30 protein-coding genes are annotated in these 21,407 nt (G+C 62.5%); 2 read left to right on the top strand and 28 right to left on the bottom strand.

Going from position 1 to position 21,407, the window contains the following annotated elements:
• Nucleotides 1–30: 30 nt before the first annotated feature.
• The 14 genes from MSG32_RS16420 to MSG32_RS16355 form a co-directional block, all read right to left on the bottom strand.
• On the bottom strand, nucleotides 31–3,834 hold the full coding sequence (locus MSG32_RS16420) for a hypothetical protein (RefSeq protein ID WP_248380763.1): 3,804 nt from the start codon (nucleotides 3,832–3,834) through the stop codon (nucleotides 31–33).
• A gap of 71 nt (nucleotides 3,835–3,905) precedes the next feature.
• Nucleotides 3,906–4,097: a hypothetical protein gene (locus MSG32_RS16415; RefSeq protein WP_248380761.1), complete on the bottom strand. Its 192-nt coding sequence runs from the start codon at nucleotides 4,095–4,097 to the stop codon at nucleotides 3,906–3,908.
• A 12-nt stretch (nucleotides 4,098–4,109) separates the two neighbouring features.
• Nucleotides 4,110–4,856, bottom strand: a complete 747-nt coding sequence (locus tag MSG32_RS16410) for a hypothetical protein (RefSeq protein ID WP_248380759.1) — start codon at nucleotides 4,854–4,856, stop codon at nucleotides 4,110–4,112.
• Between the two features lie 3 nt (nucleotides 4,857–4,859).
• Nucleotides 4,860–5,300, bottom strand: a complete 441-nt coding sequence (locus MSG32_RS16405; RefSeq protein WP_248380757.1) for a hypothetical protein — start codon at nucleotides 5,298–5,300, stop codon at nucleotides 4,860–4,862.
• Nucleotides 5,297–5,875, bottom strand: coding sequence for a phage tail protein (locus MSG32_RS16400; RefSeq protein WP_248379189.1), 579 nt, complete (start codon nucleotides 5,873–5,875; stop codon nucleotides 5,297–5,299). The genes MSG32_RS16405 and MSG32_RS16400 overlap by 4 nt, the downstream gene beginning before the upstream one ends.
• Nucleotides 5,876–5,886: 11 nt before the next feature.
• Complete coding sequence (locus MSG32_RS16395) at nucleotides 5,887–6,432, bottom strand: head-tail adaptor protein (protein ID WP_248380754.1); 546 nt, start codon at nucleotides 6,430–6,432, stop codon at nucleotides 5,887–5,889.
• Between the two features lie 7 nt (nucleotides 6,433–6,439).
• On the bottom strand, nucleotides 6,440–6,769 hold the full coding sequence (locus MSG32_RS16390) for a head-tail connector protein (RefSeq protein WP_248380752.1): 330 nt from the start codon (nucleotides 6,767–6,769) through the stop codon (nucleotides 6,440–6,442).
• Between the two features lie 77 nt (nucleotides 6,770–6,846).
• Nucleotides 6,847–8,082 (bottom strand): phage major capsid protein, encoded by a 1,236-nt coding sequence (locus MSG32_RS16385; protein ID WP_248380749.1) that lies wholly within the window; start codon nucleotides 8,080–8,082, stop codon nucleotides 6,847–6,849.
• A gap of 15 nt (nucleotides 8,083–8,097) precedes the next feature.
• Complete coding sequence (locus MSG32_RS16380; RefSeq protein ID WP_248380747.1) at nucleotides 8,098–8,700, bottom strand: HK97 family phage prohead protease; 603 nt, start codon at nucleotides 8,698–8,700, stop codon at nucleotides 8,098–8,100.
• Complete coding sequence (locus MSG32_RS16375; RefSeq protein WP_248380745.1) at nucleotides 8,697–9,917, bottom strand: phage portal protein; 1,221 nt, start codon at nucleotides 9,915–9,917, stop codon at nucleotides 8,697–8,699. Before MSG32_RS16375 ends, MSG32_RS16380 begins: the two co-directional genes overlap by 4 nt.
• Nucleotides 9,914–10,078 (bottom strand): hypothetical protein, encoded by a 165-nt coding sequence (locus tag MSG32_RS16370; RefSeq protein WP_165873905.1) that lies wholly within the window; start codon nucleotides 10,076–10,078, stop codon nucleotides 9,914–9,916. The genes MSG32_RS16375 and MSG32_RS16370 overlap by 4 nt, the downstream gene beginning before the upstream one ends.
• A gap of 1 nt (nucleotide 10,079) precedes the next feature.
• Nucleotides 10,080–11,789 carry a terminase TerL endonuclease subunit gene (locus MSG32_RS16365; protein WP_248380743.1) on the bottom strand — a complete coding sequence of 570 codons (1,710 nt, stop codon included), beginning with the start codon at nucleotides 11,787–11,789 and terminating at the stop codon, nucleotides 10,080–10,082.
• Between the two features lie 6 nt (nucleotides 11,790–11,795).
• The gene (locus tag MSG32_RS16360) at nucleotides 11,796–12,275 is read right to left on the bottom strand and encodes a phage terminase small subunit P27 family (protein ID WP_248380740.1); all 480 of its coding nucleotides are present in this window, start codon (nucleotides 12,273–12,275) and stop codon (nucleotides 11,796–11,798) included.
• A 123-nt stretch (nucleotides 12,276–12,398) separates the two neighbouring features.
• Nucleotides 12,399–12,725, bottom strand: a complete 327-nt coding sequence (locus MSG32_RS16355) for an HNH endonuclease (RefSeq protein ID WP_248380738.1) — start codon at nucleotides 12,723–12,725, stop codon at nucleotides 12,399–12,401.
• 384 nt (nucleotides 12,726–13,109) lie between these two features.
• On the opposite strand from MSG32_RS16355, the gene MSG32_RS16350 reads away from it, so the two are divergent.
• Nucleotides 13,110–13,301 (top strand): DUF2188 domain-containing protein, encoded by a 192-nt coding sequence (locus MSG32_RS16350; RefSeq protein WP_248380736.1) that lies wholly within the window; start codon nucleotides 13,110–13,112, stop codon nucleotides 13,299–13,301.
• A gap of 17 nt (nucleotides 13,302–13,318) precedes the next feature.
• Here MSG32_RS16350 and MSG32_RS16345 read toward each other — a convergent pair whose 3' ends face one another.
• The 11 genes from MSG32_RS16345 to MSG32_RS16295 all read right to left on the bottom strand — a co-directional run bounded on the left by MSG32_RS16345 (nucleotide 13,319) and on the right by MSG32_RS16295 (nucleotide 19,924).
• Nucleotides 13,319–13,828 carry a KilA-N domain-containing protein gene (locus tag MSG32_RS16345; RefSeq protein ID WP_248380734.1) on the bottom strand — a complete coding sequence of 170 codons (510 nt, stop codon included), beginning with the start codon at nucleotides 13,826–13,828 and terminating at the stop codon, nucleotides 13,319–13,321.
• A 178-nt stretch (nucleotides 13,829–14,006) separates the two neighbouring features.
• Complete coding sequence (locus MSG32_RS16340; RefSeq protein WP_248380732.1) at nucleotides 14,007–14,234, bottom strand: hypothetical protein; 228 nt, start codon at nucleotides 14,232–14,234, stop codon at nucleotides 14,007–14,009.
• Nucleotides 14,218–14,643 (bottom strand): hypothetical protein, encoded by a 426-nt coding sequence (locus MSG32_RS16335; RefSeq protein WP_248380730.1) that lies wholly within the window; start codon nucleotides 14,641–14,643, stop codon nucleotides 14,218–14,220. The genes MSG32_RS16340 and MSG32_RS16335 overlap by 17 nt, the downstream gene beginning before the upstream one ends.
• Complete coding sequence (locus MSG32_RS16330; RefSeq protein WP_144726159.1) at nucleotides 14,631–14,984, bottom strand: phage holin, lambda family; 354 nt, start codon at nucleotides 14,982–14,984, stop codon at nucleotides 14,631–14,633. The genes MSG32_RS16335 and MSG32_RS16330 overlap by 13 nt, the downstream gene beginning before the upstream one ends.
• Nucleotides 14,985–15,028: 44 nt before the next feature.
• Nucleotides 15,029–15,559, bottom strand: coding sequence for a glycoside hydrolase family 104 protein (locus MSG32_RS16325; protein WP_225347802.1), 531 nt, complete (start codon nucleotides 15,557–15,559; stop codon nucleotides 15,029–15,031).
• Nucleotides 15,560–16,282: 723 nt separating this feature from the next.
• Nucleotides 16,283–16,843, bottom strand: a complete 561-nt coding sequence (locus MSG32_RS16320) for a hypothetical protein (protein ID WP_248380729.1) — start codon at nucleotides 16,841–16,843, stop codon at nucleotides 16,283–16,285.
• A gap of 25 nt (nucleotides 16,844–16,868) precedes the next feature.
• Entirely contained in the window at nucleotides 16,869–17,405 is a 537-nt protein-coding gene (locus MSG32_RS16315) for a VRR-NUC domain-containing protein (RefSeq protein WP_248380727.1), read from the bottom strand.
• Nucleotides 17,402–17,704 carry a hypothetical protein gene (locus MSG32_RS16310; RefSeq protein ID WP_248380725.1) on the bottom strand — a complete coding sequence of 101 codons (303 nt, stop codon included), beginning with the start codon at nucleotides 17,702–17,704 and terminating at the stop codon, nucleotides 17,402–17,404. Before MSG32_RS16310 ends, MSG32_RS16315 begins: the two co-directional genes overlap by 4 nt.
• A gap of 178 nt (nucleotides 17,705–17,882) precedes the next feature.
• Nucleotides 17,883–18,239, bottom strand: coding sequence for a hypothetical protein (locus MSG32_RS16305; protein WP_248380723.1), 357 nt, complete (start codon nucleotides 18,237–18,239; stop codon nucleotides 17,883–17,885).
• Nucleotides 18,226–18,975 (bottom strand): replication protein P, encoded by a 750-nt coding sequence (locus MSG32_RS16300; RefSeq protein WP_248380721.1) that lies wholly within the window; start codon nucleotides 18,973–18,975, stop codon nucleotides 18,226–18,228. Before MSG32_RS16300 ends, MSG32_RS16305 begins: the two co-directional genes overlap by 14 nt.
• Nucleotides 18,917–19,924, bottom strand: coding sequence for a DnaT-like ssDNA-binding domain-containing protein (locus MSG32_RS16295; RefSeq protein ID WP_248380719.1), 1,008 nt, complete (start codon nucleotides 19,922–19,924; stop codon nucleotides 18,917–18,919). Before MSG32_RS16295 ends, MSG32_RS16300 begins: the two co-directional genes overlap by 59 nt.
• Nucleotides 19,925–19,992: 68 nt before the next feature.
• On the opposite strand from MSG32_RS16295, the gene MSG32_RS16290 reads away from it, so the two are divergent.
• Nucleotides 19,993–20,178 (top strand): hypothetical protein, encoded by a 186-nt coding sequence (locus tag MSG32_RS16290; RefSeq protein WP_176493369.1) that lies wholly within the window; start codon nucleotides 19,993–19,995, stop codon nucleotides 20,176–20,178.
• Between the two features lie 20 nt (nucleotides 20,179–20,198).
• Here the strand turns inward: MSG32_RS16290 and MSG32_RS16285 are convergent, their stop codons facing one another.
• The 3 genes from MSG32_RS16285 to MSG32_RS16275 form a co-directional block, all read right to left on the bottom strand.
• Nucleotides 20,199–20,414 (bottom strand): hypothetical protein, encoded by a 216-nt coding sequence (locus tag MSG32_RS16285; RefSeq protein WP_248380718.1) that lies wholly within the window; start codon nucleotides 20,412–20,414, stop codon nucleotides 20,199–20,201.
• Nucleotides 20,415–20,455: 41 nt separating this feature from the next.
• Nucleotides 20,456–20,776, bottom strand: coding sequence for a hypothetical protein (locus MSG32_RS16280; protein ID WP_248380716.1), 321 nt, complete (start codon nucleotides 20,774–20,776; stop codon nucleotides 20,456–20,458).
• An 81-nt stretch (nucleotides 20,777–20,857) separates the two neighbouring features.
• Nucleotides 20,858–21,352, bottom strand: a complete 495-nt coding sequence (locus MSG32_RS16275) for a phage regulatory CII family protein (RefSeq protein ID WP_175089166.1) — start codon at nucleotides 21,350–21,352, stop codon at nucleotides 20,858–20,860.
• Nucleotides 21,353–21,407 lie beyond the last annotated feature (55 nt).

The raw sequence follows: 21,407 nt of genomic DNA, 5'->3' as shown, positions 1-21,407 counted from the left end.
TTTCTCGCGATGGAAATGAAACGCCCGCCATCATCGGCGGGCCGTCGTGCGTGAGGCTTGGGCCAATCGATCAAGGAAGGCATCGGCCTCGCGTTCGTCCACCCCGTTGAGGGTGACGGTCTCGTTACCGATGTTGAGGTCTACAGCCACGCGGCGTTGAGCCTGCACCGACTGGGTGAGCTGGCTGGTACGGTTCTGGGCGTCACGGTTGTTCTCGCGCTGGGTAACCTCGGCCTCCTGCACGTTGCGCTGACGCTCAGCCTCATCGGCCAAGGCCTGCTGCTTCTCCTGCTCGGACTGGGCGCGGATATCCTCAAGGCGAAGGTCGTGGGCGCGTTCCGCCAGCCGCAGCGACTCCTGTGCCGCGCTGATAGTCTGAGCATCGCCCAATGCCCGAGCGGCGTTGAGCGCCTCCTGAAGCTCGGCCTGTTGCTGCTGATAGCGCAGCGCCTCTACCTGGGCGCTATCGCCCTGCAGGCTGGCGAGTTCCGAGCGCAGACTGGCCAAGGTGTCACTCACGCTGTCTGACAGCGACTCGACCTGACTGCGCACCGACTGGATGGAGCTTTCGAGACCGGAAAGGTCCGACTCATCGAGCAGGTCGAAGCGGCGTGAAAGGTCGTCCATGTCCTGCGAGAGTGCGCTGGCTGGCGCCCGTCCTGCCTCGATCTGATCGGTCAGTGATTCCACGGCGATCTTCTGCTCGAGGAAGGCGATCTCGGTCTGACGTGACGTGGTGGCGAGGTCCGTCATCCAGGCCGTGAAGCCAGTGGAGTCGAGACGGGTGGCGAGGTTGTCGCGAAGATCACCGATTTCATGGTCCAGCTCGGCAATGCGGTCCTGCATTCCCTCGATGCCTTCGGCCTGGGTGTCGATCCCCCAGTCAGTCGCGAAGGCCTGATAGGCGGCGTCACTGAGTGACCGCATCTGCTCTTCCGTCTCGTGCAGGGCATTGCTCATCAGCTGGGCAATGGTCTGAGCACTGCGCGTGACAGAGGCCTCCACCGTCTGGGCCGCGTCGGCAGAGGCCTGCTGCGCCTTGTCTCCCGTGTCCCGGGCTGCCTTGGCCGTGGCTTCCTGCGCCTCGATCCACTGCGCCTTGAGCGTGCGAGCCCCGGTCACGCCATCCTTGACCAGCCCATCGAGCACCGCGCCGAAAGCCTTGATGCCCTCGTCAGAGCTGATCTGCTCCTTGGCGCCGACATAGGCACGGCTCAGCTCCTTGGCGGACAGCTCACCGGTGGAGGCAATCTTGGTGAAGGCATCAATGGCCGAGCGTTCCGCCTCGGTCACACCGGTGCGGATCTCTTCCAGGGTGGTGCCCATGTCCTTGGCCAGGCGGGCACCGGCAGACTTCCACTTGGTCGCGAGAGCATCCGCGCCGGTCACGCCGTCATTCACCAGCCCATCGACCTGACCCTTGAGGGCGGCGATGCCCTTGTCAGACTTGATCTTGTCCTGCGCCTTCTCGAAGGCCGTCGCCAGCTGCGCCGCGCTCAATTCACCACTGGCCGCCAGCGTGGCGAAGGCATCGAGGGATTCCTGCTCGCTGTCCGCAATACCACTGGACAGCTCGCCCAGCGAGGTACCAAGGGAAGTGGCGGCGTTTTCCAGTGCCTTCTGGCGTTTGGCGGCCGCATCCGCTGCCTGCCTGGCGGCCTTCTCTTCCTCCTCGGCCTGCTTCTTGGCGGCAATGGCCGCAGCCTCAGAGGCAGCGGCTTGCTTGGCAGCAGACTTGGCGGCTTTCTGCGCGGCCGTATCGCTGTTGTCGAAGGCATTGAAGGCATCCTTGGCAGCGGCAGCAGCTTGCTGGGCATAGCGCACTGCATCCGCGTTCAAGTCATTCAAGGTGGCACGGGCAGCCACGGCTCGCGCCTTGGCCTGCGCCACCTGAGCCTCGGATGCCAGCCCCACCATCTCCAGCGCCCTGACCGAAGTAGCCGTCAACTCCAGCACCCAGGTGGAAGCTGCCGCGACCGCAGCGACCAGCCCCGCGACAACAGATTGCACACCACGGAAGACCGCCGTGAGGGAGTTGCCGAGGAATTGCCCAGTATCAATGATCGACTGCATGGCACCGCCGATCTGCTCGCGATGCTCAATGAAACTTCGCGCCCACTCTCCGCCGGTGCGAATCACACCCCCGATGGCCGTGGCGAGGTCATCCAGCAGCCCGGGGTTTTCCGCCAGTGCCTGCTCGAAGTCGGCAGACACCTGATTGACCGCCGGTGACAGCTCGCCCATCAGGCGATTGCTCAACCCTTGTAGCCGGCCTTGCAGGCGGGTGATGGCGGCATCGGTCGCTTGCAGATTGGCGATCTGCTCGGGGGACATGATCAGCCCCACCTCGCTGGCCTCTTCCATCAGCGCTCGGAGTTCAGCGGCATTATTGGCAAGCAACGGTTGCAGGCGCGTGGCATCGTCTGCCAGCGATTCCAGCAGGTTGACCTGAGCGGCCTGGGGCAGATCCTTCATGGCATCGGCCAGGCGCAACATCATCTCGTCTGGCGCCAGCTCGATCAGCTCCTCGGCCTTGATGCCCAGAGCCTCGAGGGCGTCCTGCGCCTCACCGCCGCCGTTCTGATAGGCGTCACCGATCTTGTCCGCAGTGTCCTTGAAGATATTGCCGGTCTTGTCGGCATCGATACCGGCACGCTGAAAGGCGTACTGATAGCCCTGCAGCGCCTGAGTGGAGATACCCAGCGAGCGCGACGTAATATCCAGCTGCTGGGCCATCTCGGCCTGCTGAGCGGTGTAGCGCGTGGCCCAGCCCACGGCCAGCCCTGCCCCTGCCACCGTGGCGGCGGCAGCACCGGCAGCCCACTGTTTGAGTGAGGCACCCGCTTTCTTGAAGCGGCTTTCGCTGCGCTCGGCTGCCTCACCGGATTCGCGGGCGGCCGCGGCGGTCTCACGTAAGCCGGATGCCAGCGAGGTCACGTCGTCTTCCAGCTCACGGGATTGGCGGGCCAGGCGCTGTTCTTCATCGGCCAAGTTGTCGATGTCCACACCCGCGGCGTGGGCATCCTGCTGCAGGCGCGTCAGCTTCTGGGCCTGAGCCTCATGACCGGCGGTCGCCTTGTCGGCTGCCGCGCGGGCCTTGTTGAGGGCCTTTTCCTGCTGCTTCAGCTCGCGCTCGACCGGCTTGAGCTCGGCCGCCAGCTGGGCCGCACTGGCGCTGGCGTTCTGCCACTCTTCCTTGGCCTCATCCGTCGCTTCACGCTGCTGCTGCAACTCATCACGCAGGCTGCTGAGGCTTTGCGCCTGGGCATCGTAGGCGTCCTTCGCCTGCTCCACGGCACCACTGGCCCGCGACAACGCCTGACGCTGCTCATCAGTGGCGTTGGCGCTCCGGCCGATCTCGGACTTGAGGTCACGCACACGCTGGGCGGAATCACGCCATGCCTGACGGGCGGCGGTGGTGGCGGTCTGGGCGCCCTTGTAGCTGGTCTGCAGCTGGGTCAGCGTCTGGGCCTGGGCGACATGCGCCGCCTTGGCGTCGTCCGCTTCTTGAGTCGCCCGCTGTGTCGCCAGCCGCAGCGAGTCCGCACCATTGGCGGAATTCTCATACGCGGCCTGCAAGCCGTCAGCCTTGTCCACGGCTTCGCGCATGGCAGTCCCGGCGTCATCCACGACCGCCGCGACCTTGTTGATCTGGGCGACTAGCTTCTGTTGCTGGCCGATGGCCGACATTTCTTCAGAGAGGCGCTCGACCTCGGCTGAGGCCTCGCTGCTATCCTGCCCGAGATTGTCCAGCTCGCTCATCAGCTTGCCGATGTCTTGCAGCCCATCGACCGCGGCCTGAATGCGCAGCTGAATGTCACTCTGATTGGCCATCGTGTCGTGCTCCGGACATGAAAAAGCCCGCCAGATGGCGGGCTAGGTGGTGCAACTCACAGCAGGCAGGCTCAGACCTTGCCCGCCTTCTTCAGGCGATCCAGCTGGCGCACCTCAAGGGTGAGGGAGTCGCCGGCGGCATACTCCTTACCGCCGTGGCGGTGTGCCTTCCTGAGCTTAACGCTCACCGAGTCGGTGGGATTTGCCTCAGTACCGGGCTTGGCCTCAGTGCCAGTCTTGCCCGTAGCGGTCTTGTCGGTCATGGCTCGCTCCCGTTAGCTGAACATGGTGGCAGTGTAGGCGGCGCCCTTGCCCGGCGGCACCACCAGCGAGCCGGACAGCTGCCCGGTGATGAACTCGGTGCCCATCAGTTCGGTGGCCTGATCCGCCGACAACACGGCACGGAAGATCTCGACCCGGGTACGCTTGCCGGTGGCGAGATTGATGCCATCCACCAGGATGTAACGCGGCTTGGAGATCTCGGTGTCCCCCATTACGCGATGGCCGGTGACCGCCTCGGTGTCGTAATCCACGGTGACATTGCCTGCCGCGGCAGCGGTACGCGCCTTAATGAGGCCGGCACTCAGGTTGATGTCGCAGTCAGCCGTGACATCGGTAGCGTCCTTGGTGACCACGACACTGCCCGCGTCCAGCGAGGAATGCGGCAGCGCCGCCCAGGCCCCTTCCGTCAGGGTCAGCGCCTCACCGGTCACGCTGTCAGCTTCAGCATCGGCAAGCTCTGCCGTGCCGCCAAGCGTCTCCGCCAGCATGCTGGCCGGCATGGAATCGAACTGGATGGTGACACTGGCCGAATCGCTGGGCAGGTTGACGGCATCCAGCGCCTGGCCGTAGTTGTCCTTCTGATAGGAAGGGCGAGAGATGCGGTTCACGCTGGTCGGCGTGATGCTCAGGGACGGCACGTTCATCGGGCCATTCAGGGCGCCGAACTTGCCGTCGGCATCCACCTCGGCCATGAAGATGTCGCCAGACATGATCAGGCCTGTGTCTTTGAAGTCAGCCATGAGTTACCTCGTGCGGGTGTAGGTGATGGTCACGGGCAGATAGATGGGAAGAATGCGGCTGCCCAGCTCCGCATCATCCAGTTCGGCTTCACCAGTCGTGATGGTGACCGCCAGCCCATCGAGCAGCACCTGGCTCTCCGGATAGATGGCGTTGTAAAGATCATTGAGCAGTGCATCCTGACCGGCACGCCCATGCGCCTTGAGGTCGAGATAGGCCTCGATCTGAAGGCTGATCGATTCCTTGCGCGTTCCCCGCCCGGCACGGGCCTCTACATTGCTGGCCAGACGACGGACATGCAGCAGTGGCAGCGGGGTCTCCGAGCGCAGGTTGATCTGGATGGCCTCGGTCTCGATATGCGCGATGTCGGTGGCATGGCCATTGGTCGTCGAGATGGCCGCCAGTTGTGCCACGAAGGCATCGATCACGCGGGTGATGGGCGTCATGTGGCTCTCTCCTTGGCCAAGCGAGCGAGGAAGCGTTGCTGGAGGTCGAAGGCGACCTGCTTGCGCAGCTCGCCATTCACCTGATGATTCCAGTGGTTCTTGAGGGTCCAGCCGTTGGCACGGGTGAGGCGACGCTGACTGCCCTTGCGGTAGCGCACCAGCGGTGTCTTGCTGCCACCCTTGGGATTGACGAAGCCATAGACGCGCATGCGCTGGCCGCCCTTGCGAATCCAGATACTGGCGCGGGTGCCAGTGCCATCCTCCACCTCGGTGCTGTACTGCCAGGACTTGAAGGGCACCGGCGAGCGGCTGAGCGTGAGGCTGGCGCTGGGCTGGTCCTTGCTGGCCTTCTCGACCGTGATACGCGAGCGCACCGCCGTCGGCCTGACCTTGCCATCGGCGCTGATGTCATCGATGAGCTGCTTGCGGGTCGCGGATGCCTGCTCATTGATGGCCGAGGTCATCGCGCGGCGAGTGGCCGCGGGTAGCGCCTTGAACTCCGCCAGGCTTTCGGTCAGCCCCTCGATGGCCACGCCCTTGGGCAGCCGTGAATTCTTGCCGCGTTTGCGAGCCATGCAGCCTCCTGTCAGCGAGGGATGGTGAACAGCTGCACGCTGATGCCGTCATCGCTGCCTTCCACGATGCCTTCGATCTCGAGCGCCAGGCCGGCGATGTGAATCCTGTCGCCGGGCTCTGGCCACGGCCAGCGCAGCTCCGGCTGCAACACCTCGACCACGTTGCGGGCCTCATTGGCCTGGCCGATGAAGACGTTCTGGCGGTGCAGCCATGCCTGAATGGGATAGGCCTCACCACTCAGTGGCTCATACTCGGCCACCACGCCCTGTAGGCGACGCGCGGCAATCTCGACCATGCTGCGTGCCGGGTCGATGGATTCGATGATGAACAGCACCCCATCGCGGCGGCGGATGATCTGGCCTGCCGCCAGCTCGGCACGAGGCCGCATGCGCACCAGCGTGGAAGATGGGGCACGGATACCCGCCTGCTCTTCTCGCCCGGCACTCTTGGGCTCCACGAATTCGGCCCAGACCTCACGCAAGGTGGGCCAGCTTGGCGGGTGCCCGGTGCGGCTACCCAGCAGGGTGACGCGATGGCGAAGCTGTCCGGCGCGCATAGTCACCTCATGCAAAGTGGTAATGGGTGTAGTGATCGACCAGGGCGCCCACGGCCATGGGTACCTCTGAGGTGATGGTGCCGATGACCACGGCTTCGCGGGTCTCGTACCAGTGACCGATCAGCAGCAGCATCGCGGTGGTGATGTCGTCATCGATGACCAGCGCGTGCTCATCCCCTTCTGTCGGAATGGCGTCGTGGGTTTCATACAGCGTGCGCCCCGTGCGTCCTTCAATGACGCGACGGGCCGCATTGGAATAGGTCTCGAGGAGCTGATCGTCCTCGGAGAAGTCCGGCTCCAGCCGGACGTGCAGCTTGATGATGTCCAGCTCGAGCATCGGCATGCCTCATGGGGCTTGCCCCAACAGGCAAGGGCCGCACGATGGCGGCCCTTGTGTCAGGTGGTGGATGAAGATCAGGCCGCCTTGCCGGTCAACGCCTTGATGGCGGCGGTGTCCTGCAGCACGCAATCGAAGCGATGGAAGGCGAGGAAGGCCGTCTGGTCGAACTCGGCATAGCGCTCGACTAGGCGCTTGAGCGTCATGTAGTTGATGCGACGAATCACGAACTGCTGGAAGTCACCGGCGAACATGAATTTCTTGCTCGCGGCCATGTCCTCGAAGCCCTGATCAATGAAGTAGGACTGACCGAGTACCGTGGATGGCGCCAGACCCGCGACGGCCGGCAGCCACAGCGGGCGACCCTGGCCATCTTCCATCTCGGTGATCTTCTGCAGAGTGTTGTCGTTGAAGCCCAGACGGAAGTTCGCCGCGCGACGGTACGCCGGATCAATGCTGTGGATCAGCTTGGTGATGTCCTTCCAGTTCAGGCTGGCCGCAGCGGCTGCCGCCACGGTGCCAGTGACCGAGGTGGCGAGGCCCTTGGGCTGCTGGGGGCTACCTGCACCGGTACCGCTCACCAGGTACTTGGCTTCGGCGCGACCGATACGGGAACCGATGCGCGAGGCCAGGAAGCCCTCGATGTCGAAGGCCGAGTCCTGCAGCAGCTCGTTGGAGACACGGATGACCTTGGAGCTCAGCTTCTTGGCGCCGAGGTTCTGGATGCCGAACTCAACATCCTTTTCACTGGCGGCGGTGTTCTCCCCCAGCAGCTCACCCTCTTCCCCGGTGCCGTCAGACACCGGCCATTCGATGTTGGCGCCATCGGAGGTATTCAGGATCTGGGCAACCGAGGCCAGTCCGCCATAGTCCTGCATGGATTCATGGATGCGGTTGAGCATGGTAGTCGGGACGGTGTAGCCGCCCTTGTCATTCTCGCCCGCTGCCTGAGCCCGCATCTCACGCATGATCACGCGCTGTTCTTTGCTCATGTTGCCCATGCCTTCACGCACGAAGGCATCGAAGGCCGCGGCACGCTGCTCATCCACGCTCGGGCCCTGGGACTGCCCAGCTTCCGGCGTCTGAGACTGGCCGCGCAGCTCCTCTTCGTTGTCACGCACGAAGCGCTGGTCCGCATCACGCAGTGCTTCTTCGCGATCGATCTTGTCCTGCAGGCCATCCAGCTCGCTCTTCATGGACTGCCACTGGCTGCGCTGCTCATCCTTCCATTCGGTGTCGCCGGCATCTTCATGCATCTTGCGCATGTCCTTGGCGATGGCCGCGTACTTCTGCTTCAGTTCAGAGAGTTTCATGTAGCCTCCACGGGCTCAGGCATTGATGAGTTCAAGGAAGCGCTCGCGGGCGCGGCGCTGATTGACGGCACGCTGCGTGATCTCTCGGAGTTCATCGCAACGGGCTTGGAGCGACCGCTTGGCGGCGCCCGCATCGGGGTAAGCCGGATAGGTCACGGGGGACACATCCAGCAGGCGGCTGAATCGGTGAATGGTTCGCACGATCACGCCGTGCTCGTCCTCGCCCCACTCGTCACCATCGGGGGCGACTCGGAAGGCGAAGCTGGAACCGGTGATGTCACCCCGTGCCAGTGGCGCCATGACCAGATCACGCACCGACTGGGTGTCGGGTGGGTCGATCTCATAGCGCAGGCCCTCTTCATCCACGGACAGCGACAGCGTGTTGCTAAGGGTGCGGCCGAGCACGAAGTTGGGGTCATGGTTGAACAGGGCACGCACGTCATCGCCCAGCACGTTGTCGAACGCGCCGGGGGCGATCTGCTCCTTGAACATGCCCATGATCATTTCACTGCGCTTGTTGAAGACGGCACCGTGACCAATGATCCGCAACGGATGCCCTTCTTCGCCCGCTTCGGCGCGGACCTCGCACGTCAGGGCGCGCTTTTCTGTCTCACTCATGATGTGGAGTCCTCGGGCGAGGGTGACTGGCCCAGCTGACTGGCTGGGGTGGCGTTGACGCTGATCAGCATTTCGCTGAGGCCATCGCGTGGGTTCATGTCTTCCAGGGCGCGGACTTCGTTGCGGTCCATCCAGCCATCGGTGATGGCCTTGTGATAGAACTCGGCACGCTCCGTGGGGGTGCCGCGCAGCAGCCCGGCGAGGTTGAACTTGGCGTAGTAGCCAGCCCGTCGCTCGGTGGGCGTGAAGATGGCGCGGTTGATCTCCTGCTCCCAGTTGATGACCCAGGGCATCATCGTGTGCCGCACGAACTGGATGGCCTGCTCGGAGATATTCGAGAAGGTGGCCTTGTCCAGGTCGTTGATCATGTGCGCGGGCACATTGAAGATGCCGGCCACCTCGGAGCGGTTGAGCTTGCGCGTCTCGAGGAACTGGGCGTCCTCCGGCGCGATGGTGATCGACTTGTAATCCAGCTGTGCGGGGAGCATCAGCGTCTTGTTCTCAGACTGGCGCAGACTGGCCACGGCCTTGGCCCAGGTCTCCTTGAGGCGATTCCAGCTATCGGCGTTCAAGCTGTCCTTGACGGTGACAAGCCCGGTCGGGCGCCCGCCTCCCTCGAAGAAATCCTTGCCGTAGCGCTGGGCCGCCAGTCCGAGGCCAATGGTCTCGGCGTGCTGGCGCACCACGCTGACACCGGTGCGATCGTGCGAGCCGAGTGCACGAACGTGGATCATGTCCTCGGTCGCGACGGCGCGTGAGCCATCTTCATCGGTGACGGCATATAGCCAGCGGTTGCCGTGCTTCACCGGGCTGCAGTTCCATGGGCAATGGCGTTGCAGGGAGACGGCATTGCCCCGCGCATCGCGAACCACCTCGGTGTAGCCATTGCCCCAGCCGAGCACGTGGGACTGGGCTGTCTCGCGCCACTTGTAGCTGGTCTGCCAGTCATTGGGCTCGTCATGCAGCAGCTGATACGCGGGGTGGTCCGTGGCGGCGGTGATGACGCCGTTCTGCTTGCGCATGACGTGCAGCGGCAACTGCGCCAGCGAGGATGACAGCACGTAGATGCAGGCGTAGACCGCGCCAAGCGTCATGGCGCTCTGCTGGTTGACCGTGATGCTGGAGTCGCCATGCAGGTAGTCCGCCAGCGTCTGACCGGTGAGCGGTGTTGTCGGGTTCTCGACCGAGCGGGTGGAGAACAGTTGATCGAGAATCATGAGGCCCCCTTACGCATGGCGCGTGCGCCGAGCAGTGCCAACACCAGTAGCAGGCTGCCACTGGCCATCAGCGCATCCGCGAGGCCGAATCGCAGGTACAGGCCGCCCGTCAGGCTGGCGAAGCCGGCCAGCCCGAGGGTGTCGAACAGTAGGTTTCGCATGTCACATGACCAGGAAGTCGTCGTCTGAGAGGGAGTCGAGAAGGCTGGGTGGCTCGACATCGAGGGTGATGGCACGCCCCAACGCCATGAGCAGCGCGATGATGCCGTCGATCTTGTTGTCGGCAGCTTCCTTGCGCGGGTAGATGTTCTCTTTGGCGTCGGCCTTGGCGACCACGTTGCTGGCCATCCAGGTGAGCAGCGGGTCAGCCGGGTGCGTGAAGCGGCCGCCAGTGACGGCGGCTTCCATTTCGCGCATGGCGGGGCTCATGTTCTGGACCGTGTTGCGGTACTCGATGACCGGCGCGCCTTCCTGCATCAGCTGATGGGCGAGCTGGGTGGCCCGCCACGGATCGTAGGCGACTTCCTGCACATCGAAGCGACTGGAGAGATCGAGGATGTCTTGCCGGATGACCTCGAAGTCGAGTTCTTCGCCATCGGTGATTATCAGGTGGCCGGAGTTGACCCAGCCCTCATAGGCAGCGCGGTTGCTGCTGGCGCGCTCGATCGCGCCTTCCGGCAGGTAGCTGCGCACGAAGGCACGCCACTCGACCTTGGCGTCTTCGCGCACCTTGCGGAAGATCAGGCCGATGGCGGCGATGTCGGTCTTGCTGGCCAGGTCAACGCCCAGCCAGCAGGGCTCGCCCTCCATCTGTTCCAGCGACATCGAGTCATCGCCGGCCGCCAGCCAGGTGGCCATGTTCAGCCAGGCGCTGCGTGCCGAGACCCAGACATCGAGGTGCTTGGTCAGGAAGGAGTTCTGGCGACTGGGGTACTGGATGGCGTCGCGCTGCGCCTTGAGCAGGAATTCCTCGCTGACGCTGACACCGAAGTTGGGATTGGCCTTGCGCAGCACGTCCGGTGACTGCCAGTCGTCGCCCTCATCGATGGTGTAGATCAGCGCGAAGAGCTCAGGGTTATCGACCACGCCATCGAGCATCTGCTGTGCCTGACGGCGCTTGTCGTAGCAAGGGCCAGCGAGGTTGAAGCCGGCAGTGGTGATGATGAACATCAGCGGCTGATCGCGAGCACCCATGCCGGTCAGCATGGTCTCGTAGAGGCTGGGCGATTGATGCTCATGGAACTCATCGACGATGGCGCAGCTGGGGCTCGAGCCATCGCCCGGGTCACCGATCATCGGTTCCAGACGGGAGCCGTCACCGGGGATACTGATGTTCTTTGCCATCACCTCGATACCGGCGGCACTGACCAATGCCGGCGATTTCTGCAGCATCAGCTTGGCCGGGCGGAAGACCTCCCAGGCCTGCTTCTCAGTGGTGGCACCACAGTAGACCTCGGCGCCGTACTCCCCATCGGCGGCCAGCATGTAGGTGGCCACCCCCGCGGCGATCACTGACTTGCCGTTCTTGCGCGGCACCTCGATGTAAGCCTCACGATAACGGCGCTGACCGTTGCGCTTGCTCACCCAGCCGAACAGCACACTGAAGATGAAGAGCTGCCAGGGCTCGAGCGTGATCAGCTTGCGTTCGCGCGCCCACTTGCCCTTGGTGTGAGGCAGCAGCTGGATAAAGGCGCATGCCCGCTCGGCGGCGTCACGATCGAACCGATAGGGAAAGGCGCGCGTCTTGGCCGCCTTCTGTTCATCGACATGACGCTGGCAGGCAAGGCGGACCCACTTGCAAGCGGGTATCCGGCCAGCCACCACGTCCCGAGCGTACTTGTTCGCAGCATTGACGTTGGGATAGCTGGCCATTGAGTGTCATCGCTTGTTGCCACCCAGCAGCTCGGCGAAGGGGTTGGCGGCGTCCTTGGAACCGGGCACGGCAAGGCGTGCTCGGCTGGACGGGTCGAGACCGAGTGCGCTGCCGAAGGTCGTCATCTGGCGGGCTGCCTCATTCTTCGCGGTCAGAGCTGGGTTCTTGATGGGGGCACCGGTGGCAGGGCTTGCCAGCACCAGGCCGCATTGCTGGATCTCGACCACGGCCTGCCGCCAGGTGGCGTAGGCATCGCAGTAGGCCTCGAGCTGATGCAGGTCAGAGCGCGTCAGGATCTTGGAGCCGACCAACCAGGGCGCGAGCTTGTCCCAGGCATCGCGACCGATCTCACATAGCCAGTCGGGTGCCGGCGGGGCTTCATCGAGTGCATCGCCCTCGGGCTCGTCATGGTTGATGGCACGCTTGCCGGCGTTGCCCTGCACCGCCTTCAAGTGGCTTGGTTTGGGCTTGCGACCTCGTGTCATCTGAGAATCCTTCGCGCTAGGCTGATTTTTCAATTTCGCGGGTGTGAGAAAGAAACGTAACGGAACGGTGGCCGGCCCCAAAGGTGGTAGAGATTGCACCCCCTCCCCCTCGCAGGGCCTGGCTCAGTCGCCTGACCTGGCCGCCAGCGCCTCGCTTGCCGTCTTAGCCTGATGGCAGACCTTGCAGATCGCCTCGAGGTTGTCAGCGGCGTCTGTGCCGCCCTGAGCCTTACCCACAATGTGATCAACTTCAGTGGCTGGCGTGATGCGATTCACGCGCTCACATGGCTGACAGAGGTAGCGATCACGCTTGAGAATCGCGTTTCGCAATCGCCGCCATGGCCGACCACCTCGTCCTTGCCCGCCTCGCTTACTCTTGCCCCAGTTGATAGCGCGATCGGCATGCGCCTCGCAGTACCCGTGAGAGGCAGTCGTCTTGCCACCACACATGGGTGCCTTGCAGGGTCGTGGTGGTTTGATAGGCATATAAAGCCCTCAACATGAGCGTCGATAGATATTTTTATTCTTATTGATGCAACTAATTTAGTGCACCAAGATTAACAAGACATATCTACACAAAGAGAGGCCGAGATGACGGCTCCTAGCAGCATCCGCGTGGTCGCTAGAGGCAACCAGTGGGCCGTGAAGCGAGAGGGGAAAACGCTGTGTATCAGATGTTTTACAACACAATACGATGCGATTGATTACGCACGCGCCCTCGCGGCCCGACTGAGAACCAAGCTCGTGATTGAAGCAAGAGGCGGAAACATTGTTGATAAATACTCACCATTACTACAGTAAGAACTACACATATATCGATCACAGGAGCCTTTCATGATGCTCGAGCTATATCTCTACCGCTGCACTGACGGCTGGGCAGTACGTCGTGAGCTCGAGGATATGCCGCACAAGACATTCAAGCAGGAAGCCGAAGCCCGTGAGTACGCAGAGGCTCTCACCCATATCAAGGGATACAAGCTCTATGTCATCCGCGACGGAGGCACTGGGCGAGACCGCGTGCTGTGACCAGGGCAAGGGAGTGATCATGAGTCGATGGGTAACGCCATCTGGAGCTCTTGCCGCCAGTAGTCAGCGCGAGACTCCAGCGCCGGCTTGACCCACCGATGGCTGGCCAGCTCGCGACCGGCAAGGCTGCCCTTGGCATGCTGGTCATCCAGTGCGCGACAGGCCTTCTCGAACTCTTGCATAGCGCTCAGCTCACCGCGCATCAACGCATCGATGCGTAGGTCACACCATGCGGCAAAGTCATCATCCAGCCATCGCGCGAAGGCCACCGCTAGCTTGGGATGCAGCCATGTGCCTTGTAGCAAGCCGCCTCTTCGGGTGATCACGAGACCGAAGTCCGATTTTCGGACATCGGTCCTCCCCATCGCTCTAGCCAAGGCAGCGATATAGCTTTGGGTTCGCGGAAGCTCCAGCCATTTGGCCGGCCTCTTGCCAAAGCGCTTGGCAATGTCAGTAGCATTGATCCAGCAATCTGTGTTGAAGCGGACCGACTGGCCTTCGTAGTCGAGCGGAATAACGTTTGTCATCGGTAGAGCCTTTTAGAGATAGAGCCTGTCACCCAGGAGTCGCCAACCCAGAGAGGCCCGATGAAGCCATCGGCGCTCCTCAGGCTCTATCCTGAAAGGCTCTGGTAAGTACCGGGCGCGGGTGAAGCGCCCACAAAAAAGCCCCGCCAGAAGGCAGGGCTTTTCAATTCTTCTGGTGTTACTCGGCAGTCGTCTGCTCGGCCCCATCAGGGCCATCGGCCAAGCGCTCGAGGATCGAGGCCGTCGCCGTGCGGTCAGCATTGAAGCGGCGGCGCTGTGACTCATAGTCGGCCAGCAGGCTGAGCAGATCGCGATTGGAGGCCACTGGCCGATCAGGGGCGGGCAGTGGATTGAGCAGATAGCTCGGCACTTCGGGTGTGCACTGCCACTCAGTGGGCATCACCACTGGCTTGCTCTCGAAGGCGCTGCAGCCACTCAGCAGCAGCATCAGGCACAGGCCGGTCAGCCCACTCAGCAGTCGGCGCATCGTCGTTCTCCATTCGGCGAGCAGCTGCCCGGGCAGCCATGATTGAACGGTCATCTAGGGCGCGGCTGGCTTCGCGGGCCTCCAATGCGACGGACAATCGCTTCATCTGATTGCCATAGTGCAGCGCCATCATCTCGAGCCCGCGGTTGACCGCCTTCTCAGTGGAAAGCTCAGCCTTGAGGTCATTGGCATGCTGCTCGGCCTTGGTTGCCTCATAGGTCTGCATCGCACCCCAGCCCAGCACCACCGCCATCAGGATGACCTCGAACTTCACGCCTGATATCAGCTTGCGGCCCCATGCCCACGCGGTCGTGATCAGTGCAGCCATCGTCCCAGCACCTTATCGAAGATGGCGTCAGACTTGGCACGCAGCCACTCGACACCGAGGAAAGCGATCGCGGCGCCAATGGCCACGGCCATGTCCTGATCCAAGCCACCCCAGTCCAACAGCGGCTTGAGCGCCAGCGTCAGGCCACCCACCAGGGTCGCCTCGAGCACTGACTTGTAGAAGCGGCCACCGGCATGCAGGCCGCGCAGCAGCGCGATCACGAATGACAGACCCGCTGCATAGAGGTTGGCTTGATACGGCTGTAGCCACTCCAGCAGCATCTGCCATGTCGATGGATCGCGGTGTGGCATATCGGCGGGCTCGTGGTCGTCATCATGCATATGGCCTCCTGAGTCGGTAGGCCCTGCGTAGTTCGTCGTTATCGTTATGCGATGTGGCCGCCAGCACGCACGTACACGCCCAGCAGCTCATCGGTATCAAGCTCACGCTGGCCATAACCTGCCCCTGGCAGGCTCGCCCAGATGCGCCGGCAAGCATGGATGGCCTCAGCGATGCGGCCGTCATACACCAGCCCCAATGCCCGGCACTGGCGGATCAACTGCTTGGCAGCCTCATCCTGAGAGGCTGGCGAGAAGTCCGGCAGGTGGAAGCGCTTGGCCAAGTCATCCCACGTCCCTACCAGGAACTGGTACCGACCAGCCGCGGTGCTGTGGATGTTGTACGACTTCAGCCATACCGACTGGCGGGGGTGATCATCGAAGCCATCGAAGGTCTTGCCACCCACCAACACGTCATAGCCCTCGATCGAGCTGAAACGTGGCGTGCCTTCGGCATAGGCAATGGTGTCCAGGAAGGCCGCCAGATTGCTGGCATCATCAGCCGCTGGATCAACAGGCGCATCGAAGCCCACCAGCTCGACCTCATCGAGCCAGTGAGCGGGGGCATGTGCAGGCATGGAGCTCACCGATAAGCAGATACGAAAAAGCCCCGCCAGATGGCAGGGCTCGGAAATCACATGGAACACACTAAGAATATCGTCTGCGGGAACGACCGTGCTTCAGTGCTGCCTCAGCTACGTCATGAGTGAGCCGTGTAAATTCACATTCCTCAATGACCACATCCAAGTCTATCCCCATGTCGTCACACACAATGCATAGAGACTCTCCAAGAGGCCTGAAATCGCCCCCTTTGGCCATCTCCACATGAGTCACACAAATGATGTCATCGAGCATGGCCGTCCTTAAAGGAAAAAGTTCGATTGATACCTATCGCTTGCTCCAGCCCGCGCGCAAGCTCCTCCTCGTGACAGGCCGAACCTGCTAAGTCACTCGTCAGCCCTAAGTGTCTATAGCGCTCGAGTAGCTCCGAGAAGGTGAGCTCGTCCCTGTTTCGCTCTTTATTTAGCAAAGCCCCTAGAGCCAGAAGCTCCGAAGGGTCAGCCTTAGCTCTTTCAACGAGTCCAGCGTCTATGTGATTCATGTTATCCCCTGCTCAGAGTGCCCCCATCAGCGAGGGTGAGCCATATCGGGGAGAAGAGCCAAGTTACCTATCAACGAGATATAAACCAAAAAGCCCCGCCAGATGGCAGGGCCTTGAAATGAGTGGTGATCCAGAGACACAAGAATCACACAGTAGCTGAATCGTACCCTCAAACCCCCGCTTGTGCAACATATGGTAGTCAGGCGGCCATCTCGGCCTGAGAAAGCACCATATGCAGTAGAGATTCACGCGCTCTCGTGGCCGCTCTTTGCAACGACTTCACAGTACTGAAGGGCTCTGCCACCTTCACTGCCCCGGGCACCCACCCCAGCCGCGCCAGAATCGCCACCTGCGCCGACACGGCCTGCGATTGGGTCATCATGCGCGGCGACTGGCAATGCTGCACCGGCGGAATGGCATAGGCCGCCAGCAGTACCGCCATGCGCTGCCGATCACTCAGGCGTGACAGCAGCGCTGCCGCCATCGTCCGCCACTGGCTTTCCTGCTGATAACGCTCTGCCGCCTTGCCGACGTGATCCACCAGGCCCGTGCACTCACCACGCCCTTCCCCCATACCGCCCACTGATGACACCTGATGCCATCCGGAATTCTGATGGCGCAGCCCGGTGCGATACTCGATCTCTTCCTCGAGCAGCTCATCCAGAGCATGCGCCAACGCCTGCTGGCGCCTCACGCCCTCCGGCAGCTTCTCGATCAAGCGGAAGGTCTCCGCCAGCCCCATATCCTCGATCCGCTGCATGTCCTGCCCTCCTGATCCGTGAGCCCTATGCCGTTGCCTTGCGCCACTCACTGCCATGCGGCATCACTTCTGGCTCACCGGCCACCACCGTCTCGGGCCAGCTCGCATAGGCCACCAGCACCGCTTTGGCCTCATCCACGCCTTTGGCCAGCACTGCCAGATAGCCATTGGCCTCCATCTTCTCCAGCCACTCACGCTGAGACTTCGCCAGGGCAGCATCGTGAGGTGGCGCCGCTTTGAACTCGATGTAGAGCCCGTGATAACCGCCGCGGGCCGTGGCCACCACCAGGTCACTCACCCCTGCCCGCACGCCTTGCATCTTGAGGTCTGCCGCCGTCTTCTTGTTGCGCTTGCCACCATTGGGGACGTGGTAGACCACACCGCCCAGCAACTGCCCCACCTGCATGCCATTCTGCTGCTGTGCGTACAGCCAGCGAATCAGCACCTTCTGCTCCAACCCTTCACGGTCGATGCGTGGCGCCGACTTGCGGGCTTGGCCGGCGGTACGGTTCGGCGACTTGCGGGCCGCCACCTTGGCGGAAGGATGTGCTGCCCAGCTCATGACGATGCCCTCACCTGATTGGATTGCCAGCGGCGATAGTTGGTGATGATCCGGCGCAGCATGTGCGCCGCCCTCGGCTCGTGGTCAATCTCGGCACGACTCTTTACCCCACAGGCCGTGCGAATAAAGTCCACCGCGTCTTCCTCCTTGTGCGTACCATCCGGCAGCACATTGGTATCGATGCCGTGTCGGGCGCGGCGCGCCTGATCCAGATATCGATGGAACCCCTCGGCCTGGCATAGCATCGCGGCCTTGCGGGATAGTGGACCGCCAGCGGGCTTGGGTGTGGTCTCTGTCACGCTTGCCCCCTCAGTCGCTCACCATTGGCATTGAAGCGTGGAGCGCCCAGGGCAATGCAGCGCTTGCACGTCCCCAGGCACCCCGCCAGCTGATGGACGGCCACTCGCCTACCGCAGGCAAAGCAGCGACGCAGGGCTGAACGATTCGGGCGATTGAAGCTGCCGGCGGGGCGATAGCTCACTGCAACATCCCCAACACATCCGTCTGACGTCCTGCTGGCGCCAAGCGGATCAGGCGGTATTCATGCGCGGCACTGTCTCCACGCCGGCGGATCTCCACGATCAACCCATGCTGGCGACGCAGATCTCGCAGGCGGGCACTGATGGCTGCCTCACTATCCAACCGATCGAAGCGCTTGCGGATCTCGGCAGCCAGCTCATGCAGCATCAGCCACGAGCGCGATTCACTGAGTGCCAGATACGTCCGCCCTAGCTGGCAAGCTGGATTGTCTAGCGACGCGCGGCGCGGACGAGTCGCACCAGTAGGCTTGCTGCCAATACCCGTGGTGATTGCCTGATTCTCATGATTCGCCATGTGCCAACCCTCCTCGCATCATCTTCAGTGCCTGGGCAGGTGTGATGCCTGCCAGTTCACCCGCCGCCTTGCGGGCCTTCTCCTCCCCCGCCATGGCGGCACGTTCTGCCGGTGACAGTTGGCCGTCATGCCCAATGGCCGCTTGCGGCTTGAGGTCATCACCCCGGGCGTATCGCTCCACCACCTGCTGGTAGTACACGCGGAAGGCCCGTTCGTGCTTGTCCATGCGCTGATAGCTGGCCGAGGCCATGCCGTGAAGGTCCATGTGCTCGCCCGCGGCAGCGATGGCCTCATGCGGATACGGCTTGCCGGTGAAGGCGTGATCCTGCAATGCCTGCCAGGCGGTATCGAAGTCCGGCAGGCCCAGCCCCTCGGGCGTCATCTGGCATAGCTCGGCGAACTGCATGGCGCTGTCTGGCGGGAAGGCGTTGCCACGCTGCTGGAGCGACTTGGCCGTGCGGGCCTTCTCGGCCTGCAAGCCACAGCGCAGGTGCTGGGCGCTCAGGTGGCTCAGGGCCGCCAGCCACTCACCTTCCGCGTCACAGCTCACCCATTGGCCATTCTCTTCAGTGCCCCAACCCATCTCGCGGCAGCGCCGATGCCAGTGGGCGCCATGCAGCTGGGCCAAGCGATCGAACAGCGCATCCACCGCCTTCTGGCTCACCCGTGGCAGGTCATCACAGCCACTCGCCATCGATGACGTCGCCGGACGGCGGCTGGCCTTCGGCTTGTTCACGGCGGCGCTGCTCAATGAGTGCACGCCCTTCAGCGGCTGAGAGTTTCGAGTTACGGATTGGACCAGTTGAGCGACGGCTTCCATGGGTGCCTCCAGCGTTGCGTGCAGTGTTGTTCGATGAAGTGTTGGCGTTCTGGCTCATGCGGGCCTGGCGGGCCGACTGTCGCTTGCGGTTCTCACTCACCCAGCGCACGAAGCGAGTACACCAGGCATGATGCGAGTGCCTCCGGCCCGGCTGATCCGCGAAGTGCGCGGTAAAGTCCGCCAGCTCGCCCTGATCCCATGTCAGGGATGGGGCACCACGGCGCATTGTCTCCGTCTGCCAGTGCGTCGCATCCGGCTGCCAGTCCAACGTCATCGGCACCTGACGGGCGCCGGCAGTCGCTTGCGGCTGGCCGTTGTCAGTTTGCTGGGACGCTCGTTCGAAGATGCTCGGCTCGCCCGCGCTAGAGAGAGAGGGGTTAGGATCATTGGTACTCTGATTCGTCGGAGATTTTTCCGACCCTGGCACGGATATTTTTCCGACCCCGCTCGGTGATTTTTCCAAGGTCGGATTTTTTTCCGACTCTTGAGAATCAGGCGCCGAGGGACGGATCGGAGATTTTTCCGACCCTGTCGAGCGGCCCCAGGTCACACCCTTCTCGGTTAGGCGCATGTACGTCCGGTTGTCGCAACTGGTCATCACGATCAGGTCGAGCTTGGCCAGCTGCTTCATGAGTCGGTAGGCGGTGTCGTGCTTATCAGTCAGCAGCGGAAGCTCTTCGCAGATCTTCCCCTTGCCGATGTTGAAGTAGGTGTGGCCATCGATCTGACGCGCATCTGCCCAGGTCGGCACCTGATGCAGAAACGCAAACAGCACCGCCTGCTGAGCATTGAGCCCCCACTCGACGGCCTTGACTTGGTTGATAGCAACGAGGTACTGCATCAGCGATATCCCCGCATCGCGCATTGACGACTCGTTTGTGATCGGGTGTAAGCTAAGGCGGTCACACCACGCGAGAAACTAAGGAGCGGGACATGGATAACGCGAAGCACGAAGCGGCGCAGCAGGATGAAATCGAGCGCGAACGTCGAGCGGTTAAGCTTTTCAATGACTTCATCGATGAGAACGCCGACGACCTCAAGCTGATCGCGCATTGGGGCGACGGGCATTGCGGTTACATGCTTCACATTCTTCAGGAGAAGCTCAGCCGGAAGCCGTAGGGATATTCGTGCCGTGATGCTCATGCCTCACCTCCTGCCAGTGTCAGATATTTGGCAGCGCGGGCCTGATGCCACTGCATGCTGCCCAGATCGCCGCCCTTGTCACCGCGGCGGGCCGCCAGCAACGCATTGCACTGGTGCCAGGTGGCGTAGGCCGCGTGATAATCGCCGGTGAGGCGCGGCTGGTCCGGCAGCAGCTCCTTCAGCTTGGCGACCTTGCGGCCAGCACGGGACATCTCTGTCTCAAGGCGTGCCGAACTCATTCGTGCCGTGATGCTCATGCCGATACCTCATCGCCCTTGGCTGCCACGCCCAGTGACAGGCGCTCGAAACGTCCTGCCTCGCTCATGTGGTGGTCGATCGACAGAGTGCGGCGGGCATCTGCCTGAGCCGACTCATCCTGCCCCTTGCCGCATTCCAGCAGAGCCACCACAGCCAGGTGGTGCTGCATGCTTATACGCAGATCAATCACGCCACCCACTCGCTCACGCTTCTCGATCATCACCGCCAGCCGATAGGTCTCGGCCTTGAGGGACTCACAGCCCCAACCCCGATAGCTGGTCAACATCTGCTTGGCTTCACTCGTCTTGATCGTCATGCCATACTCCCTTGGCATAGTGAGATGCTTCCCCCGTACTGGTTTGGACGCCTTCGGGGGATTTTTGTATCTGGTGCCCGGTTATCGACTCACCACCTTCAGCGGCTTGCGCATCGCTTGCAGCTGTCCCATCAGGGTGCTCATCTGCTGCTCAATGGCCTTGTGCTGCGCCTCAAGCTGCGCCGCCTCTTCCTCGTCTACCTCGCCATCTGCAATCGCCGCCTGAATCAACGCCGCCATCGCACCCTGCCCCTGCTGGGCATCCAGCACTGACGCGAACACGTCACCACGGCTCACCTCGCCCTTCTCGCAGCGCGGCACCGCCACCATGCCCAGGTGATCGAGGAACGGGGCGATCAGGCGCAGCTGGTGCTCGCGGTCCACGTTCCAGAAGATCCCCACCACGTCGATCAGTCGCATCGGCATGGGATCGTCCTCGGCCACCCGGCGGTAAAGCGACTTCACCGACATGCCGATATCGCTTGCCAGCACCTTGGGGCAGCACTCGAAAACCACGTCATGCACCGCATCCAGATAGGTATCCATGTCACGTTCGGGGGCTGTATGGCTGTCCATGGTGAATCTCTCCGTGTTCGTTCCGTTTAAGCCGATATGGGCGGCTGGCTATGCT

This window comes from Cobetia sp. 1CM21F (genome assembly GCF_023161745.1).
Lineage (GTDB): Bacteria > Pseudomonadota > Gammaproteobacteria > Pseudomonadales > Halomonadaceae > Cobetia > Cobetia amphilecti.
Note: the sequence above shows the minus strand (reverse complement) of the source record. Positions and strands in the feature narration are given on the sequence as shown.

Bases quoted from the DNA above. Each gene is read 5' to 3' on its own strand.
- MSG32_RS16295 (WP_248380719.1), bottom strand. From the start codon at position 19,924: ATGCGCGATGCGGGGATATCGCTGATGCAGTACCTCGTTGCTATCAAC.
- MSG32_RS16325 (WP_225347802.1), bottom strand. From the start codon at position 15,559: ATGCCTGCACATGCCCCCGCTCACTGGCTCGATGAGGTCGAGCTGGTG.
- MSG32_RS16420 (WP_248380763.1), bottom strand. From the start codon at position 3,834: ATGGCCAATCAGAGTGACATTCAGCTGCGCATTCAGGCCGCGGTCGAT.
- MSG32_RS16415 (WP_248380761.1), bottom strand. From the start codon at position 4,097: ATGACCGACAAGACCGCTACGGGCAAGACTGGCACTGAGGCCAAGCCC.
- MSG32_RS16355 (WP_248380738.1), bottom strand. From the start codon at position 12,725: ATGTGTGGTGGCAAGACGACTGCCTCTCACGGGTACTGCGAGGCGCAT.
- MSG32_RS16320 (WP_248380729.1), bottom strand. From the start codon at position 16,843: ATGCAGCGGATCGAGGATATGGGGCTGGCGGAGACCTTCCGCTTGATC.
- MSG32_RS16335 (WP_248380730.1), bottom strand. From the start codon at position 14,643: ATGGCTGCACTGATCACGACCGCGTGGGCATGGGGCCGCAAGCTGATA.
- MSG32_RS16285 (WP_248380718.1), bottom strand. From the start codon at position 20,414: ATGTCCCGTGCTGGCCGCAAGGTCGCCAAGCTGAAGGAGCTGCTGCCG.
- MSG32_RS16405 (WP_248380757.1), bottom strand. From the start codon at position 5,300: ATGACGCCCATCACCCGCGTGATCGATGCCTTCGTGGCACAACTGGCG.
- MSG32_RS16410 (WP_248380759.1), bottom strand. From the start codon at position 4,856: ATGGCTGACTTCAAAGACACAGGCCTGATCATGTCTGGCGACATCTTC.
- MSG32_RS16390 (WP_248380752.1), bottom strand. From the start codon at position 6,769: ATGCTCGAGCTGGACATCATCAAGCTGCACGTCCGGCTGGAGCCGGAC.
- MSG32_RS16395 (WP_248380754.1), bottom strand. From the start codon at position 6,432: ATGCGCGCCGGACAGCTTCGCCATCGCGTCACCCTGCTGGGTAGCCGC.
- MSG32_RS16350 (WP_248380736.1), top strand. From the start codon at position 13,110: ATGATGCTCGAGCTATATCTCTACCGCTGCACTGACGGCTGGGCAGTA.
- MSG32_RS16375 (WP_248380745.1), bottom strand. From the start codon at position 9,917: ATGATTCTCGATCAACTGTTCTCCACCCGCTCGGTCGAGAACCCGACA.
- MSG32_RS16345 (WP_248380734.1), bottom strand. From the start codon at position 13,828: ATGACAAACGTTATTCCGCTCGACTACGAAGGCCAGTCGGTCCGCTTC.
- MSG32_RS16280 (WP_248380716.1), bottom strand. From the start codon at position 20,776: ATGACGATCAAGACGAGTGAAGCCAAGCAGATGTTGACCAGCTATCGG.
- MSG32_RS16305 (WP_248380723.1), bottom strand. From the start codon at position 18,239: ATGGCGAATCATGAGAATCAGGCAATCACCACGGGTATTGGCAGCAAG.
- MSG32_RS16315 (WP_248380727.1), bottom strand. From the start codon at position 17,405: ATGAGCTGGGCAGCACATCCTTCCGCCAAGGTGGCGGCCCGCAAGTCG.
- MSG32_RS16365 (WP_248380743.1), bottom strand. From the start codon at position 11,789: ATGGCCAGCTATCCCAACGTCAATGCTGCGAACAAGTACGCTCGGGAC.
- MSG32_RS16380 (WP_248380747.1), bottom strand. From the start codon at position 8,700: ATGAGTGAGACAGAAAAGCGCGCCCTGACGTGCGAGGTCCGCGCCGAA.
- MSG32_RS16330 (WP_144726159.1), bottom strand. From the start codon at position 14,984: ATGCATGATGACGACCACGAGCCCGCCGATATGCCACACCGCGATCCA.
- MSG32_RS16400 (WP_248379189.1), bottom strand. From the start codon at position 5,875: ATGGCTCGCAAACGCGGCAAGAATTCACGGCTGCCCAAGGGCGTGGCC.
- MSG32_RS16275 (WP_175089166.1), bottom strand. From the start codon at position 21,352: ATGGACAGCCATACAGCCCCCGAACGTGACATGGATACCTATCTGGAT.
- MSG32_RS16360 (WP_248380740.1), bottom strand. From the start codon at position 12,275: ATGACACGAGGTCGCAAGCCCAAACCAAGCCACTTGAAGGCGGTGCAG.
- MSG32_RS16370 (WP_165873905.1), bottom strand. From the start codon at position 10,078: ATGCGAAACCTACTGTTCGACACCCTCGGGCTGGCCGGCTTCGCCAGC.
- MSG32_RS16385 (WP_248380749.1), bottom strand. From the start codon at position 8,082: ATGAAACTCTCTGAACTGAAGCAGAAGTACGCGGCCATCGCCAAGGAC.
- MSG32_RS16290 (WP_176493369.1), top strand. From the start codon at position 19,993: ATGGATAACGCGAAGCACGAAGCGGCGCAGCAGGATGAAATCGAGCGC.